The organism is Glutamicibacter sp. Je.9.36 (assembly GCF_051129975.1).
In the GTDB taxonomy this organism is placed as follows: Bacteria; Actinomycetota; Actinomycetes; order Actinomycetales; family Micrococcaceae; genus Glutamicibacter.
Map to the genome: position 1 here is coordinate 72,492 of NZ_JBCPSN010000008.1, position 16,697 is coordinate 89,188.

The 16,697-nt window shown below is 59.0% G+C and carries 15 protein-coding genes; 8 read left to right on the forward strand and 7 right to left on the reverse strand.

Annotated elements, in window-relative coordinates; translation table 11 throughout:
- The first annotated feature begins 184 nt into the window (after positions 1-184).
- The 3 genes from AAZQ98_RS16530 to AAZQ98_RS16540 all read left to right on the forward strand — a co-directional run bounded on the left by AAZQ98_RS16530 (position 185) and on the right by AAZQ98_RS16540 (position 3,340).
- A complete protein-coding gene (locus AAZQ98_RS16530; RefSeq protein WP_434693814.1) occupies positions 185-730 on the forward strand; it encodes an AMIN-like domain-containing (lipo)protein in 546 nt (181 codons plus the stop codon).
- Between the two features lie 95 nt (positions 731-825).
- Complete coding sequence (locus AAZQ98_RS16535) at positions 826-1,824, forward strand: PhzF family phenazine biosynthesis protein (RefSeq protein ID WP_286134418.1); 999 nt, start codon at positions 826-828, stop codon at positions 1,822-1,824.
- A gap of 61 nt (positions 1,825-1,885) precedes the next feature.
- A complete protein-coding gene (locus AAZQ98_RS16540; RefSeq protein ID WP_434693817.1) occupies positions 1,886-3,340 on the forward strand; it encodes a DHA2 family efflux MFS transporter permease subunit in 1,455 nt (484 codons plus the stop codon).
- Positions 3,341-3,418: 78 nt separating this feature from the next.
- Here AAZQ98_RS16540 and AAZQ98_RS16545 read toward each other — a convergent pair whose 3' ends face one another.
- Both AAZQ98_RS16545 and AAZQ98_RS16550 read right to left on the reverse strand, forming a co-directional pair.
- On the reverse strand, positions 3,419-3,601 hold the full coding sequence (locus tag AAZQ98_RS16545) for a hypothetical protein (RefSeq protein WP_434693820.1): 183 nt from the start codon (positions 3,599-3,601) through the stop codon (positions 3,419-3,421).
- A 104-nt stretch (positions 3,602-3,705) separates the two neighbouring features.
- Complete coding sequence (locus AAZQ98_RS16550) at positions 3,706-4,137, reverse strand: DoxX family membrane protein (RefSeq protein ID WP_105659096.1); 432 nt, start codon at positions 4,135-4,137, stop codon at positions 3,706-3,708.
- 161 nt (positions 4,138-4,298) lie between these two features.
- Here AAZQ98_RS16550 and AAZQ98_RS16555 point away from each other — a divergent pair, with 161 nt between their 5' ends.
- The gene (locus tag AAZQ98_RS16555) at positions 4,299-4,988 is read left to right on the forward strand and encodes a TetR/AcrR family transcriptional regulator (RefSeq protein WP_434693822.1); all 690 of its coding nucleotides are present in this window, start codon (positions 4,299-4,301) and stop codon (positions 4,986-4,988) included.
- A gap of 102 nt (positions 4,989-5,090) precedes the next feature.
- Entirely contained in the window at positions 5,091-6,323 is a 1,233-nt protein-coding gene (locus AAZQ98_RS16560) for an acyl-CoA dehydrogenase family protein (protein ID WP_434693825.1), read from the forward strand.
- 70 nt (positions 6,324-6,393) lie between these two features.
- Here the strand turns inward: AAZQ98_RS16560 and hrpB are convergent, their stop codons facing one another.
- Together hrpB and AAZQ98_RS16570 are read right to left on the reverse strand one after the other, a co-directional pair.
- Positions 6,394-8,952 carry an ATP-dependent helicase HrpB gene (gene hrpB, locus AAZQ98_RS16565; RefSeq protein ID WP_434693827.1) on the reverse strand — a complete coding sequence of 853 codons (2,559 nt, stop codon included), beginning with the start codon at positions 8,950-8,952 and terminating at the stop codon, positions 6,394-6,396.
- Entirely contained in the window at positions 8,949-9,734 is a 786-nt protein-coding gene (locus AAZQ98_RS16570) for an alpha/beta fold hydrolase (protein WP_332595056.1), read from the reverse strand. Before AAZQ98_RS16570 ends, hrpB begins: the two co-directional genes overlap by 4 nt.
- Positions 9,735-9,884: 150 nt before the next feature.
- Here AAZQ98_RS16570 and AAZQ98_RS16575 point away from each other — a divergent pair, with 150 nt between their 5' ends.
- The 3 genes from AAZQ98_RS16575 to AAZQ98_RS16585 all read left to right on the forward strand — a co-directional run bounded on the left by AAZQ98_RS16575 (position 9,885) and on the right by AAZQ98_RS16585 (position 13,059).
- Positions 9,885-10,046, forward strand: a complete 162-nt coding sequence (locus tag AAZQ98_RS16575; protein ID WP_166650864.1) for a hypothetical protein — start codon at positions 9,885-9,887, stop codon at positions 10,044-10,046.
- Between the two features lie 296 nt (positions 10,047-10,342).
- A complete protein-coding gene (gene mgrA, locus AAZQ98_RS16580; RefSeq protein ID WP_434693830.1) occupies positions 10,343-11,404 on the forward strand; it encodes an L-glyceraldehyde 3-phosphate reductase in 1,062 nt (353 codons plus the stop codon).
- Positions 11,405-11,676: 272 nt separating this feature from the next.
- Entirely contained in the window at positions 11,677-13,059 is a 1,383-nt protein-coding gene (locus AAZQ98_RS16585) for an NAD-dependent succinate-semialdehyde dehydrogenase (RefSeq protein ID WP_434693833.1), read from the forward strand.
- A 101-nt stretch (positions 13,060-13,160) separates the two neighbouring features.
- On the opposite strand, the gene AAZQ98_RS16590 is transcribed toward AAZQ98_RS16585, so the two are convergent.
- The 3 genes from AAZQ98_RS16590 to AAZQ98_RS16600 form a co-directional block, all read right to left on the reverse strand.
- Entirely contained in the window at positions 13,161-14,234 is a 1,074-nt protein-coding gene (locus tag AAZQ98_RS16590; RefSeq protein ID WP_434693835.1) for an HTTM domain-containing protein, read from the reverse strand.
- Positions 14,225-14,980 carry a DUF5819 family protein gene (locus AAZQ98_RS16595; protein WP_388025240.1) on the reverse strand — a complete coding sequence of 252 codons (756 nt, stop codon included), beginning with the start codon at positions 14,978-14,980 and terminating at the stop codon, positions 14,225-14,227. Before AAZQ98_RS16595 ends, AAZQ98_RS16590 begins: the two co-directional genes overlap by 10 nt.
- Before the next feature lie 116 nt (positions 14,981-15,096).
- Positions 15,097-16,697 (reverse strand): LPXTG cell wall anchor domain-containing protein (locus tag AAZQ98_RS16600; protein ID WP_434693839.1); only part of this gene is annotated, 1,601 nt, incomplete at its 5' end.

A 16,697-nucleotide genomic window follows, 5' to 3' on the forward strand; every position in this document is an offset into this window, starting at 1 on the left:
TAAATGCTGTGTGGAACCTGCTTTCCGCCCTATGGCCCGGGAGTTCTCCTGCTCCATTGCAGAACCGTCTCAGAGTGGTTCCAATTCTTTTCTGCCCTTGCGCTTGCCGCTTTCCAGGCCTTTAGTTGATTCACTGGCAGTACGCTCTGCCTGCGGGCGCAAACCAAGAGAGACGGTGATCCATATGCGCCACGGAAAAATTGGAATCGTTCTAGGCACGGTGGCGGCAGCCTTGCTCGTGGTGACGCCCGCTTCCGCGGCGGCACCCGCTCCGGCCGCCCTCGCGTCTGCTTCCTGCCCAACGGTTTATTGGGGATCCTTGGCCAAAACCGGCTCCTTGTCCACGCATTCCGCAGTGGAAAATCTTCGCACCGGACGCCATCTGTGCTTTGACCGGCTGGTCATCGATCTCGCAGGACCAGCTGCCAGCCATTCAGCCAGGTATGTCAGCGAACTGACCGGAATCGGTTCCGGCCTGCAGGTGGACACCACTGGCGGTGCCAACCTGGAAATCCTGGTGCAGGCCCCGACGGCCGAGGATTTCAACCCGGGCGCCGAAGTGAAGAATCTGGGCTACACGACGTTCCGCCAATTGGTGTGGCTGGGCAGCTTTGAAGGCCAAACCAAAGTGGGGCTCTCGACCAGGGCACGGCTGCCCATGCGCGTGTTCGCACTGCCGGGACCTGGCGACGGTTCACGCTTGGTTATCGATATTGCGCACCATTGGTAAAGAAGGTTCATTTCCTTGATGCGTTCGCAACTTTTTGCGTGACGTACCACGTAACACCGGGTCAACCTGCTGATTAATGTGCCACCATGCTAAGTATGTCGCGCACATTCTCTTATCAGCAGGTTGATGTCTTTGCACCCACTGCTTTCAACGGCAATGGCCTGGGAGTCGTGTTCAATGCCGACAGCCTGAGCGATGACCAGATGCAGCACTTTGCGCAGTGGATGAATCTTGCGGAAACCGTATTCTTCGTCGAGCCCACCGATGAGGAAGCGGACTACGCCATTCGCATTTTCACCCCGAGCACCGAGCTGCCCTTTGCTGGCCATCCGACGCTGGGCGCGGCTCATGCTTGGCTGGAGTCAGGTGGCGAGGCTGGTCCCGCAGGCCATCTGATCCAGCAATGCGGCGCAGGGCTGATTCCGGTGCGTGTGGAACGGGAAAGCAGCGACCGCCACTCGCGGCGCTTGGCCTTCCTCGCACCCCCGCTGACCCGGTCGGGCCCTTTGGAACCAGATGTCCTGCAATGGGCGATTGCCGGACTGGGCATTCGCGAAGAAGACGTGGTGGACCACCAGTGGTTGGTCAACGGTCCTCATCCTGCGGGCCTGGTGCTGCGCGACGCCGATATCGTGCTGGGCATCGAACCTGACTATGAGGCGCTGCAGGGGTTGGAAGTAGGCGTCATCGGCCCCTACACCGCCGCCAGCGTTTCGCAGAGCGTGTGGCAACCGCGCGGGTCGGTCATGCCGCGCGTTTCCGGTACCCGCGAAGAGCTGCGTCCGCTGGACTTCTCTGATTTTGAGCGCTCCGAAGAGCGCTTCCGCAATGTGGTGCTGCAGCCTCCGGCCGACTATGAGGTCCGTGCGTTCATTCCCGGCGAGGCTGTTCCGGAAGACCCTGCCACCGGTTCGCTGAATGCTGCGTTCGGCATCTGGCTGACGCAGACCGGTTATGCACCCCAGCGCTATACCGTGCGCCAGGGCACGCGTTTGGGCCGCGAAGCGATCTTGCATATTGAAGCTACCGAAAAAGGCGTCTGGGTCAGTGGCGATGTCGCCACCCGCATCTCGGGCGATGTGAGTTTCGACTGATTTCCTATGCATAGTTTCGCTATCCGTTCCGCACAGGGCTGATAGGGACTAGCCTTGACCAGTGCCTGAATCTGCGAATCCCGAAACACACTTCGACAAGAAAGCCGCCTGGCGTGCCCTCTGGGCCCTGGTCATCGGCTTCTTCATGATCCTGCTGGACACCACGATCGTGTCCACCGCAATGCCCTCCATCATGACGTCGCTGGACGCGGATATCTCCAGTATCTTGTGGGTCAACAGCGCGTACCTGCTCACCTTCGCGGTGCCGCTGCTGGTCACCGGGCGCCTCGGTGACCGCTTCGGTCCGCGCAATATCTACCTCATCGGCATGGTGGTCTTCTCGCTGGCCTCGCTGTGGTGCGGCTTGTCCGATTCCCTCGGCTCGCTGGTGGCGGCGCGCGCCGTCCAGGGCCTCGGCGCTTCGATGATTTCCCCTCAGGCCATGACGCTCATTACCCGGCTCTTCCCTTATCAGCACCGCGGTGCAGCCATGGGCCTCTGGGGCGCAGTGGCGGGCATCGCCTCGCTGATCGGTCCGATTGCCGGCGGTCTGCTGGTGGACTCCATCGGCTGGGAATGGATCTTCTTCATCAACCTGCCCATCGCGGTAGTCAGCTTGGCCATGGTCTTCAAATTCGTGCCAGCCCTTGAATCCCAAGCGCATTCCTTCGACTGGTTCGGCGTCATCCTTTCGGCTTTAGCCATGTTCTGCTTGGTCTTCGGCATCCAGGAAGGCGATGCCACCAATTGGGAACCATTCATTGGCCCGCTGAATTCGTGGCATCTGATTATCATCGGCGCGGTGCTGATGGGAGCCTTCATCTGGTGGCAGTCCAAGACCACGTCTGAACCGCTGGTTCCGCTGCGATTGTTCAAGGTCCGCAATTTCTCCTTGGCCAATGTCGCGATCACCTTCATGGGCCTGACCATCGCGACCATCGCCTTGCCGATGGTGTTCTTCTTGCAGAATGTCCGCGGCCTGACTCCCACCGAATCCGCGTTGATGATTTCTCCGATGGCTTTCGTGGCGATCTTCCTCGCGCCGCAGCTGGGAAAGAAGGTCAATCAGCTCAGCCCGCGGATCTTGGCCGTGCCCGGGTTCTTCCTGTTTGGCGGTGCCACGGTGGTCTACGCCTTCATGATGCACGCCGATATCCCGCTGTGGATGCTGCTGATTCCTTCAGCGGTTCAAGGCATCGGTTCAGCCATGATCTGGCCATCGCTGTCGCTGGCAGCCACCAAGGACCTGACCGCGCGTGATGCGGGTGCCGGTTCAGGGATCTACAACACCACCCGGCAAATCGGTTCAGTGCTTGGTTCTGCGCTGATCGCGGTGATGATGGATGCCCGCATTTCGGCACAGATCGCGCAGGCAGATTCCAAGGATCCTGCGGTCATCATGGAAGCCACGTCTGTTGGCCTGGGACAGGCTCTGATGCTGCCAGGCTTCATCGGCGTGGCTGCTGTGCTCGTTGTAGCGTTCCTCAGCGATGGCAAGAAGGCGCAGCGCCAATAGCCAAAGGCAGCTCTTAACGGGGCCAGCGCCTGGTCCAGGACTCGAAAGTCGCTGGATCAGGCGCTGGCTTCGTGGTCTCTAGACCTCGTCTTCAGTTTCTTCGTTGCTATCGCCGTTCTTGAATTCATCGACCTTCTCGCCGATTTTTTCTTGGGCGTCCGCTGCGAAGTTCTTCACGTTCTCGGTAGCGTCGCCTGCGAAGTCCTTCGCGTTTTCGACTGCCTCGCCCAGCTTCTTCTTTGCATCATCTAAGAAACCCATTGGTTCTCCTCTTAGCTTGTGGTTCAAATGTGGCCGCTGAAAACCGCAGTCTCCAAGATCAACTTACGGCGTGCCGAGCGTTTTGCTCAAGCGATTCCGTCCGCTTATTTTGCTTTCTTGATCTTCTTGGCTCCCTTGCGGCCAAGAATCAATGCCACAGCGATACCTGCCAGCCATACGTCCTTGGCCAGGGCGGTGCCATCCGCGGTTGGGCGGATGCCGTCGGATTCTGTCATGCCCGGAGTGCGCAGGTAGGAAGCCAGCAGCACACCGGAGAATGCGCCCAGGCCCAAGCCGGCCAGCCGCGATGGGATCAGCGGCAGCAGCAAGGCACTACCCAGCGAGATCTCGCCGATGGATACGGCCTTGCCGAAAACTGCCGGTTCCAGCTCGGCCAGCTGAGGCACGCCGTTGGCTGCCATCTGCTGCAGGCCTGCGGCGCTGGCTTCATCGATGCGCAACTTGTTGATGCCGCTGTTGAGAATGAACGCACCACTGACCAAACGTAGCGCGGCGTTTGCAATCGAGATTCCCATGGGCCCTCACTTCTCTTTCATTTCGTCCAAGAATGGCGTTCCTGCATGGAACGCCCTGATGTTCAGCGTAGTCATGGGCGCAGTAGTTCACAATCATTTGCGCGGCGCGCATAGCTGAACCCAAGAATTTCCCAGCTTGAATCGTGCTAAATTCATGAATCATGATCGCTTCTTCCGCAGTACCCCCAGCAGCCCTTGATCTACTCATTACCCAGGGCTTCGATGCCACCAGCGTCGACGAGCTGGCAGCTGCCGCTGGCATTTCCCGTTCCACTTTCTTCCGCCGTTTCGGCTCGAAAGAGAATATGGTCTTCGCCGACCAGGAAATGATCATTACACACGTCGAGACCACGCTGGCCGCCTCGTCGGTTGATGCAATCACTACGCTCATCGATGCCGCGCATGTGGTTTTCGACCAGTACACGGTCAACCCCGAAGGTGCCCAGCTGCGCCACAAGCTGCTCTCCTCGGTGCCGTCGCTGCGAGAGCGCGAGCTGGTCTCCACTCACCGTTACGAACGGGCGTTTTACGGTTTCCTGAAGCGTCGCGATTTGGCAAGGAGCGCCACGGAGAAATCGCTGTGCCTAGGCGTTAGCGCTGGCCTGGTTGCGATCCACAACGATCACTTGCGCAGCTGGCTGAAAGATGCGCAAAGCACGGACCGCACCAAGCTGGCCAACGATGTGCGCCAGTTCCTGAACCGCTTCGCAGATCTGCTCGACCCCGGACAGGCAGCGGCCGCCCCCAAGCCGGCGGCCCCCAGCGTGGTGGTTTCCGTCCTGGATGCCGGCGCCGATGAACAGACGATTCTCCAGGCCGTCTCCCGCGCGCTCAAAGAGCACGGAAACTAATCGATTCCACACAACTTCTGAAACCAAGTTTCTTGACATGGCACTGCGTTCCACTAGTCTAGGAGTGAAGCTTTTTCACCGTAGCTATTAGGAGCATCTGAAATGTCCCAGCTGGAGACCGGTTTTGAATTTCCCGCCGGCGTTGTCGAACCCGAATACGACCTGTGGTCCGGAGACGTCAATATCGATCCGACCGGAATCTTCGCCGAAGTCGGCGAAGCGGACAACGCGTGGCGAGCCAAAGCCCGCAAATTCATCCTCGACGAGGTCAAGGACGACATCCATGAGTACTGGGACAAGGCCGACTACCCGCTGCATCTGCTCAAGAAGCTCGGCGATGCGGATCTGCTGCGCGATGGCCTGAACCTGGAAGGCTACGAGGAAATGAGCCCGCTGGCTGCCGGCTTGGTCAACATGGAAATGGCCCGTGGCGACGGTTCGGTCTCCACCATTGTTGGCGTCCAGGGCGGTCTGGCTCTGCGCTCCGTGCTGTACTGCGGCAATGCGCAGCAGATCGAGAAGTACGCCATCCCCATGCTGCGCGGCGAACTTCCAGGCGCTTTCGCGCTGACTGAACCAACTCATGGCTCCGACTCGGTTTCGCTGGAAACCCGTGCCACCAAGGTCGAGGGCGGATACCGCCTGAGCGGTGAAAAGAAATGGATCGGCAACGGCTCGGTCGGCGGCGTGAGCATCGTTTGGGCCCGCGACGACGAGGGCAAGGTCCGCGGATTCATCGTGCACCAGCATGCCGAAGGCTACAAGGCCACCACCATCGAAAACAAGCTCTCCCTGCGCGCTATCTGGCAGGCGCATATCCGCATGGAGAACGTCTTCGTTCCGGACCACGATGTGATGCCCGAAGCCAAGAGCTTCAAGGACACCTCGCGCGTCCTGTTCGCCACCCGGCTGGGTGTCGCCTGGTCTGCCGTGGGACACGCGACCGCTTGCTACGAGTCGGCCGTGAGCTACGCCAAGCAGCGCGTGCAGTTCGGCCGTCCGCTGGCCGCCAGCCAGATCGTCCAGGAGCGCCTGGCCCGCATGCAGTCCGAACTGGCTACTATCCAGGTTCTGGTCATGCAGGCGACCAAGCGCGAAACTTCCGGTGAGCTGACCGGCCCGCAGGCGTCGCTGGCCAAGTACACCGCTACCCGCACCGCACGCGCCATCGCAGCGAACGCCCGCGACCTGCTCGGAGGCAACGGCATCCTGACCAGCAACCGCGTGGCACGCCATTTCGCCGATGTGGAAGCCATCCACACCTATGAAGGCACCGAAACCGTGCAGGCCTTGATCATGGGCCGCGACATCACCGGCTTCTCAGCGTTCGCCTAGAACCTGGGCGCCGGAAAGCACGCCGGGACCTGGCCCACTCTTCCGGGCCTCGGCCCCGGCGTGCTTTTGCCTACTGCCGGCCCAATCGGTTCTTGGTCTTGGCCGTTGCCACGTGGTCCCATGGATTCTCCGGCCAAGGATGCTTCGGGTAGCGCCCGCGCATTTCAGAACGCACCTGGGCATAGGGCCCATTGAAGAAGCTGACCAGGTCATCGGTCACCGCCAGCGGCCGGCCACCGGGCGAAAGCAAGTGGAACTGGACAGCAAGCTTGCGCTTGACCAGCCGCGGCGACTCATCGAGCCCGAAGCATTCTTGCAATTTCACGGCGACGACTGCTGGACCGGTTTCACCGACCTCGGGATAGGCCACGGAAATCCTTGATCCCGAAGGCACCTGGAGCCGTTCGGGCACCAGCGAATCAAAATCATGGGCATGCTCCCATGGCAGCAAGGTCCGCAATGCCGAATACAGGTCAACCTTGGCTGCGTTCTTGCCGGCGGCTACCTGCCGCAAGACCGGCTGCAGCCAGTTGCCAGCCGAGGCAATCAGGGCCTGGTCATCCATTGCGGCAAAGGGTTCGCCCAGCAGGCGATGGGCCACGGCCATTCGCCGACGCAAGGCATCAAACTTTTCGTGCGTTCCGAAGAAGGCTATCCCCTGCGTGGCTATGGCGCTGGCAACAGCCTGCATGCCCAGCTCTGCGGTGGCCTTGACCGGATGGGCCGCCAGCTCGATCTCGCCAAAGCTCTCGATCTGGCGAGCGGTGATCCTGCCGTCAACCAGCTCCGCCACTTCGCGCTTCTGGTGCATCTGCGGCAACAGGTCGACGGCAGTGCCAAGTTCGATGCCAACGGCCCGTCGGATCACCGCCTTGGATCCGGCACGGGAGACCTCGGCGACCGCAAGAAATTCCTCATGCATCAGCTGGCTGCCGCGCGGCAAGGTTGCCCGGGTCCCCGAAGCCAACAGGTATTCCTCCGGGCCGACCTTGCGCGCAATCCATTGCGGGTACGCCAAAGCGCACACGCCTGCCAGAGCCGCAGCTGCCGGTGCAGGCTGCCGCCCGGTGCGGTTTTCCGCACTGCCCAGGAGCTTTTCCAGGCGCTGCGCTTCATGCTTCCAGGCACGGTGCGCCGGATGAGAACTCCGGCGCACCGCGGCAAGCATTTCATTCAGGTCCGCACTGGCAATGCGTTCCGAGCTGGCCAGCAATGCGACAGCATCCGAGGCAGCCCGGGTGCCGAAAATCCGGCTGCCTTCGAGCAACGCGCGGGCGGCACGCGGATCTGCTGGAACCTTCATCATCTGCTCGCCCAGGGCGGTGATCTGCCCGGTTCCATCAACCGCGTCCAGGCTGCGCAGGATCTGCTCGTCGCTGGCCATCGCGCCAGCCGGCGGCGCTTCCCACATGGCCAGCCCCTCGCCGCGCGGGGTCCCCCATGCCGCGAGCGACAAGCCGGCGGCGACCAGGTCGCCAGTGCGGATTTCCGGTGTGGAGTGCGCCGGGGCGGCGGCAAAGGACTTGGGGTCCAAGGTCCGCACCACCTTGCCCGGCCCGAGTCGTCCTGCCCGGCCCGCCCGCTGGGTGGCCGCGGAACGGCTGGCCACCACGGTCATCAACCCCGAGAAGCCACGCGAGCTGTCTCGGCGCGGCTCGCGGGCGTAGCCGGCATCCACCACCAGATGCACGCGCGGCACGGTCACCGAGGATTCGGCAATGGAGGTGGAGACGATGATCCGCGGGGCGCTGCCAGCCTCCGGCTCGCTGAGGATCCGGTCTTGTTCCTTGGAAGAGATCTGCGAGTGCAAGGCCAGGGCTTGCACTCCGGAGGCAGAAATCTGCGAGCAGACGCGGTCGACTTCCCGTACCCCGGGGACGAACACCAAGGTGTCCACCGGGGTTGCGCTTGCTGCGTTGGCTTCCGCGCTGTGGCGTACCGCGACGGCGGCAACGTGGCGCAGGTAGTCATCGTTCAGCCCGCGTTCGGTGTTCCGGATTCCAGCGAAGCTGTCGAAAGCTTCTTGCACGGCATACTGCGCGGTGTGGGCGCTGAGCACTGGAGCGGCCTGGCCACGGGCCAGCAACGCCGAGAGTTCCCCGGCGTGCAAGGTGGCACTCATCAGGATCAGCGACAGGTCACCACGCAATTCGCTGACCTGGTTGGCCATCGCCAGCAACAAGTCCGTATCGATCGACCGCTCGTGGACCTCATCAATGATCACCGCGCTCACTCCGGCAAGATCCGGATCGGCCAGCAACCTGCGCAGCATCAGGCCTGCGGTCACGAATTCCACGCGGGTCTGGGCCGAAGACTGCCGTTCCCCGCGCACGGCGAAGCCAACGCGCTGGCCCAGAACCGATCCATCAAGCTGGGCGAGGCGACGGGCTGCGGCCCGGGCCGCAACACGGCGCGGCTGGGTCACGATGATCTTGCCAGCCAGTCCTGCCTGGTCCAGGGCGTTGGCTACCGTGGGCGGAACTATCGTCGTCTTGCCGGAACCCGGTGGCGCCTGGATCACCAGCGGCTGGGCAGGATTAGCCACCAAGGATTCATGGAGTTCTTCCCTGCTGGGACCGAACGCCAGCCCTGAAGCAATCCTGTTCAGGTCGAAGCGGGCCGAACTCATGCTTGGCGTCCAGCCCAGAAGGACTCGATGGCCTTGACCACAGGCTCAATCGGGAACAGGGTGCTGCCGTGGGTTCGCCCCGGCAAGGCCACCATGCGCGCATTGGGCAAGGTGCGGACCATGATCTTGTTCTGGTCGAAGCGCGGCTGGTCCCGGGTGCCGATCAGCAGCAAGGTCGGGATTCTGATCTTGCCCAGCTCGGACAGGTTGATGTTCTGCAAGGTCTCAGCGGCCTCGTAGTAGGCAGCCAGGGCCAGCGGATCGTTGGACTTGAAGGCCATGCGGGTTGCTGGATCCAGGCGTCCATTCTTTTCCTGCCCGGTGACGAATCCTTCGATGTCGCCATTGCGCAGGACCTCGAGGTAGCCGGGGAAGAAGAGCTTCCCGATTTCGCCGGGGGTAATTTCGTAGGTGCCGCCGAGCATGATCAGCGAGATCACCTGCTCTGGGTGGTGCATGGCCATGTGCAGCCCGGTGCGTGCGCCAAAAGAGTAGCCGACAATGTGAATACGTCCGATGCCCAGGTGATCCATCACCGCGCGGATATCGCCGGCCACCTTGTCCATGGTGTAGTCAGCCACGTCATGGGATTTGGCTGACTTGCCATGCCCGCGCAGGTCCATGCGGATGGTTCGGTGTCCCTGGCCCAACGCCTTGGTGTAGCCGAGCCCTCTCCAGATGGACCGGGACAGAGCGGAGCCATGGAGGAAGAGAATCGGCTCCCCGGCAGCCCCGTCATCGTCAAAGAAGATTTCGGAACCATCTGCGGGATTATTGATCATCGGCATGCCTTCGATTAAATCCTGTATTGACGGTGAAGGCGAAATCAGTGTTTGCCGCCGCCCTCGACATCCGCGGCTAATAGGTGAACACTGAAGACACAGGGTCCAGCCATCCGCAGGGGGTGGCCCACGGAAGTTGGGAGGAAGATCATGCCTGAACAATCAGCTGCTGGGCAGCCCGGTGGCGCCGAAGAGGAAAAGCTGCGGCTGGCCGCAGAAGAAAAGAAGCGCCATGACGAGCACGATGAAGCTCTCGTCGAAGAGTGGGAAGACGAGTCATTCCCGGCTTCGGATCCGCCCTCGAATTATTAGCAAAAGCCTTTTCCCAAGAGACCGCACACCTCGCATTCAGCTACTTTCAAGTTTCAGCTCCTAGTGTGGTTATTACCTTCTCAAGGTGCGAGTGATCTAGATGAACCGATCCGCACAGGCGTTACCTCCTTGGCCTGGCGGGTCGGTTCTTCATTTAATCCAAATCCACGAAACCTTTACGCACACAGCGGATTCACCTTTGCGCTATTTATTTAGTTCAGGCTCTGGCCTATTGTGGAAACTGACGTCAAATCGATTTCCGCTCGCCAGCGCTTGACCTGGCAGAAAGGTGCCTCGTGGAATACGAACGCCTCCCGTCCATCCCGGAACTGCACCGTCCCTACACTGCTGCCGCAGACCGCTATGAGCACTTCGGCTACCGCCGCGTTGGCGATTCCGGCCTGCGCTTGCCCCCGCTATCCCTGGGACTGTGGTGGAATTTCGGCGATAACCGTCCATTCGATTCCCAGCGCGAGATCCTGCGCCACGCTTTCGATAACGGCATCAACCACTTCGATCTGGCCAACAACTACGGTCCTCCGGCAGGTTCAGCCGAAGAGAACTTCGGCCGCATGATGGAAAAGGACTTCAAGCCCTACCGCAACGAACTGGTCATCTCATCCAAGGCCGGCTACGACATGTGGCCAGGCCCGCACGGCACCTTCGGCTCTCGCAAGTACCTGCTGGCCTCCTGCGAAGCCTCGCTGAAGAAGATGAATCTGGACTACGTGGACATCTTCTATTCGCACCGTTTCGATCCGAAGACTCCCCTGGAAGAAACCATCGGCGCTTTGGATACCCTGGTTCGCCAGGGCAAGGCCACCTACGTGGGCATCTCCTCGTACTCGGCAGAACGCACCGCCGAGGCTGCGGCTATCGCCAAGGATCTGGGAACCCCGCTGGTAATCCATCAGCCGTCGTACAACATCCTGAACCCGTGGGTAGAGCACGGCCTGCTGCAAACCCTGGAAAAGGAACGCATGGGCACCATTGCCTTCACCCCGCTGGCCCAGGGCCTGCTCACCGATAAGTACCTGGAAACCACTGATGTGGTTCGCCAGGGCGGACGCCGTTCGCTCGAAGCCCAGCTGACCGATCAGAACCTGGCCAAGGTCCGCAGCCTGAACGAGGTTGCGCAGACGCGCGGGCAGTCGCTGGCGCAGATGGCCCTGGCCTGGCTGCTGCGAGATGGCGCGGCAACCTCGGTATTGATCGGCGCCTCGTCCACCAAGCAGCTCGACGAGAACTTGGGTGCGCTGGACAACCTTGAGTTCTCCGAGTCCGAATTGGCCCAGATTGCCAAGATCGCCCAGGGCGATGCCGGAATCGACTGGTGGCGTTCTTCCGCTATCGGCTAGTAATCCACTGATCACACAGGTAATACCTGTGTTCTTGAGCCGCGGTTTCCAAGACAAGTCTTGGAAACCGCGGCTTTTTCATTCGCTTCCGTCTGCAACTTCTACTCAAGCCAAATACCTGCTGTTCCTTGGTGGCTGAATGTTGTTTCTGCGGATAAGCTCGGAGTAGACGCAATATGAAGTGAATTACATTCATTTATTGCGTGGAGTCCGCTAGCGTTAGATCCACACGGCTTACGCTGACCACTTTTGTGCATACGACAGGAGCATTGATGAGCGCCCCAACCTACAAGGTCTTGAACCCGGCAACCGGTGAAGTCGTCGAGGAATTCGCCGCGGCCACCGATGAGCAAGTCGAACAGGCACTGGCTGCCGCGCAGAGCGCCTACGAATCATGGCAGGACGTTGATATCAACGAACGCGCCAAGATTGTTTCCAAGGTAGGCACGCTCTTCGCCGAGCGCGCAGCAGAACTCGGCAGGATCATGACCACCGAAATGGGCAAGCCATTGTCCGAGGCCGTGGGCGAAGCCGAATTCTGCCAGGAGATCTTCGAGTACTTCGCCACCGAGGGACCAGCCTTGGCAGCGGACCAGGAGATCAAGTCCTTCTCCGGCGGCAAGGCCGTCGTTCAGAAGCGCCCGGTTGGCCCGCTGCTGGGCATCATGCCTTGGAACTTCCCGCTGTACCAGGTAGCGCGCTTCGCGGCACCTAACCTGATGCTGGGCAACACCATCATCTTGAAGCATGCCGAGTCCTGCCCGCGTTCAGCACTGGCCATCCAGGAAATCATGGATGAGGCTGGCGTACCAGCCGGCGTCTACAACAACCTCTTCGCCACCCACGACCAGATCTCCACCATCATCGCCGATTCCAGGATCCAGGGTGTTTCCCTGACCGGCTCGGAGCGCGCTGGCGCCATTATCGGCGAGCAGGCCGGCCGCAACCTGAAGAAGGCCGTACTGGAGCTGGGCGGCTCGGATCCATTTGTTGTCCTGGACTCCGATGACGTACCGGGGATCGTGGATACCGCTTGGGGCTACCGCATCGACAACACCGGCCAAGCCTGCAACTCGAACAAGCGCATGATCGTCATGGAAGACATCTATGACGAGTTCGTTTCCGAACTGACCAAGCGTGCCGAAGGTCTGCAGCCCGGCGACCCGATGGCGGAAGCCGAGGGCACCTTCGCTCCGTTGTCCTCTCGCAAGGCGGCAGAGTCCCTGCACGAGCAGGTCCAGGACGCCGTGGCCAAGGGCGCTACCCTGCACGCCGGCGGCGTGCTGCACGACGGCCCTTCGGCCTACTACTCCCCTGCGGTGCTCACCGGCATCACCAAGGAGATGCGTGCCTACTACGAGGAGCTCTTCGGCCCGGTAGCAGTGGTCTACAAGGTATCCAGCGACGAGGAGGCCACCGAGCTGGCCAACGACACCATTTACGGCCTGGGCGGTTCGGTGCACTCCACCGACGTCGAGCGTGCCTCCAAGGTGGCTCAGAAGCTGCAGTCCGGCATGACCAACGTGAATGCAGCCAGCGCAGAGGGTGCAGAAATGCCGTTTGGCGGCGTGAAGCGTTCGGGCTTCGGCCGCGAGCTTGGCCCGCTGGGCATGGACGAATTCGTGAACAAGCGCCTGTTCTACGTAGGCGAATAATCTGGATAGGCCCGCAATGGCTGCCTGAACTAAGAGATACATAAATTTAGGGGCGAACCAAAACGGTTCGCCCCTAAGTTTATTTTCTAGCGCTTCTTCTCCTAGGCGTTGGAAGAGACTTTCTCGCCTGATCCCACGCCAACTTCGTCCTGTTCGGAGACCGTCAGCGACGGCTCCTTCGCACGGAACCGCCCCCTCCACAACGCTGAGAACCAGCGCTGAATCGTCAACCAGGTCGCGCTAGACACCAGCACAGCGTCTGCGGAAGCCATAATTCCTGAGAAGAAAGGCAAGCCCATAACAACTGCGATGCCGATATGCATCCCAAGAATAGTAATCAGCGCAATTCTCCGGCTGATCTTATGGAACAGCATGAATGGGAATGCAATTTGAGCAAGCACTGTCACATAGGTGATCAAGGCAACGATCCACGAATTCGTAGTAATCAAATCACTAAGCCAAGGGAAGACACCATACGCCTCGGAACTAACCGGGTAGTACATAGCTGTACCGTTTTGCCAAAGTGTGCCTTGAACCTTGTACAGCCCAGCTTCAAGATAGACAATACAAAGTTGGGCTACGACCAGGCATAGCGCAAGGTTGTGCAGCACCGTAACGGCTTCGAATTCTTTCTTCGTTTTCCCCGCGCGTTTACGTAGCCAAGAATCGACAGACCAGTGCTTGGACAAGTCAGCAAAAATCAGATAGATCAGCATGATACGGATGAAATAATTTCCGCCATCCGAAACCGGCGTATTCTGTGCGTTAATCGCCGTATAAAAAATGAAGAAGAGCGGCGTGACGAATCTAGTTTGCCAACCAACTACAAATGCGATTGCCAACACGATGGCCATCACGTACCAAAAGACGAAGAACCCGAGACCCGCGTCACGCAGAATATCCAAAGGCCACTGGTACCCAAGTACAGAACGGTAGGGTTCAAGGTACTCGGAACCAGGTCCCCAGATCTTAGCTGCGACTGGTATGTTGGCAATTAACCAACCCAGAATGAAGAGTCCCGACGCCATGCGCATGACTGCAAGACCGTATGGTGCATGCCGGTTTTCGGTAAACCACCCGTAGACCCAGTTCAGTGCTTTGGGGACGAAATCGCGATTCTTAGAAATCCATTCGCTGATCGAAGGAGCACTGCTTGTTTCACGTTTCAGCTCCATACCGACACCGCCGCTTGACTAAATTCCTTGGTATCTCGCCATCCGATGTAGGTTTCGCGAGGTTTTGTTGTTGCGTTCTCATCGCTCCGCTGAGCGAACGGAACAATTGGTTCACGTCGGAGCTTAATTTCCACCATTGATGCTCCGCCCCACTGTTCTATTGCGTAGAGTGACGCGAATCCGACGGCCGTATCTTCCATACGTTTATAGGCTCGAAGATTGCTCAATTCTGTTGCAGAATACTTCTCGCGGGCCTCCGCTGAGTTGAGTTCCACACCAAAAACGGGCGTTCCCTGAATAAAGGGTCTAGAAATTTCCGCTCGAGAATCCGCAGTCAAATCCGAAGCCGCACTCCATAGCCGTCCGTGAATAGATTTGGATTGTTTTGTCTCACGATTGGCAAACATGTTGCCGGCACGGCTTTCCATTTCTTCGGCCGTAACGTCGCGCCACTCTGAGAATTTCGCACCATGTTGGCTACCCTTGGCACAAATTTCCGCGCTAGAAAGACATACACGCATTGTGAAATATTCATCTTGCGAATAGGGGCCAGGAGCAAAAAGGCTCCAGCCTTGATCTAACGGCCCTAGAAAATACTTGTTCAATTCGGGCTGTAATGATGACTTGATGGGTGTTGAAGGACCCGTGAACGCCAATGTGGCTCCGATATGCCCTAACGCGGCTACACCCGCAATTAAAAGCACCAACACTGTAAACAGCTTGGGCTTAGTTTTCTGTTGCCTCATCAGGCTATTGTCTCCAAATTCTTCGACACCCGTGAATTGTTGCAAAGACTACTTGAAAGCGAAATGGGAGGGGCATCGTTTAGATGCCCCTCCTATTTCAAATTACTGCAGTTCGACTATGCTGAACGCTTTCGCGCGAAGACAGCCACACCAGCTCCGAGCAGTACAAGTGCTAGTGCACCTGCACTGATCCAGAGGGCTCCGTTAGAACCGGTATCCGCAAGGCGATCCTTCTTGGAGTCATCCTTCTGGGATCCCTTAGAGTCATCCGACTTAGAGTCCGAGTTATCCGAGGTGTTTGCATCCGTGCTGGCACCGGCGTTCGCATCAGCGTTCTCCGCAGTGTTCACATCGGTGTTCGCATCGGTGTTCGCATCAGCGTTCTCCGCAGTGTTCTCCGCAGTGTTCACATCGGTGTTCGCATCGGTGTTCGCATCGGTGTTCGCATCGGTGTTCGCATCGGTGTTCGCATCAGCGTTCTCCGCAGTGTTCACATCGGTGTTAGCATCAGCGTTATCCGCAGTGTTCACATCGGTGTTCGCATCAGCGTTATCCGCAGTGTTCACATCGGTGTTCGCATCGGTGTTCGCATCAGCGTTATCCGCAGTGTTCACATCGGTGTTCGCATCGGTGTTCGCATCAGCGTTATCCGCAGTGTTCACATCGGTATTCGCATCAACGTTATCCGCAGTGTTGTCTGCCGTGTTCACATCCGTCGAATCGTCAGCCACAACGGTGAAGGTTGTGAACCCGTATGCGTCGCTTTCAACATCAGTTGCAACGATCAAGTAGCTACCAAGTGCCAAATCAGTCGAGTCGACCTCGAAGCTAATGTCGCCCTTGTCGTCAGCGGTAACGGTTTCAGGCATGGCAGCAGCAGCGATCTTGGCTACGTCCGAGCTGGTGTCGCCCAGCTGGCTCTGCTCGATCTTGACTTCGCCATTTGCGGTGAACTCTTTACCGGTTACGATTCCCGATTCACCCTTGACCAAACGATTAGGGGTGATATCGATGTGAACTTCGTTCTCAGCGGCATCGTCCGGAGTTACCTGGAAGTACTCAGTGTAAGTCTTTCCGGTTTCTTCGTCCGTCACTTCAACGGTGTAGATACCCTCAGGCAAGCCATCGGTATCGTACTTGTACTCGAATCGACCATCTTCATCAACGATGACATCGCCCTCATGTACTGGGGTTTCTTCACCATTTGAGTTTCGGATGATTACCTTGACGTTGCCTTCCGGAGTGAACTTGTCACCAATCACGGTAACTTCGTCGCCTTCCGTAACGGAATCAGGCACAACGCTGACGATCGGGTGCTCAGTGTTGTCCGCAGTGTTGTCGCCAGTGTTCTCAGCCGAGTTATCCGCCGTGTTGGCATCGGTGTTCGCATCAGCGTTATCCGCAGTGTTCACATCGGTGTTCGCGTCAGTATTCGCATCCGTGTTGGCATCAGCGTTATCCGCAGTGTTCACATCGGTGTTCGCATCCGTGTTCGCATCGGTGTTCGCATCAGCGTTATCCGCAGTGTTCACATCGGTGTTCGCATCCGTGTTCGCGTCAGTATTCGCATCGGTGTTCGCGTCAGTATTCGCATCGGTGTTCGCATCAGCGTTATCCGCAGTGTTCACATCGGTGTTCGCATCGGTGTTCGCGTCAGTATTCGCATCCGTGTTGGCATCGGTGTTCGCATCAGCGTTATCCGCAGTGTTCACATCGG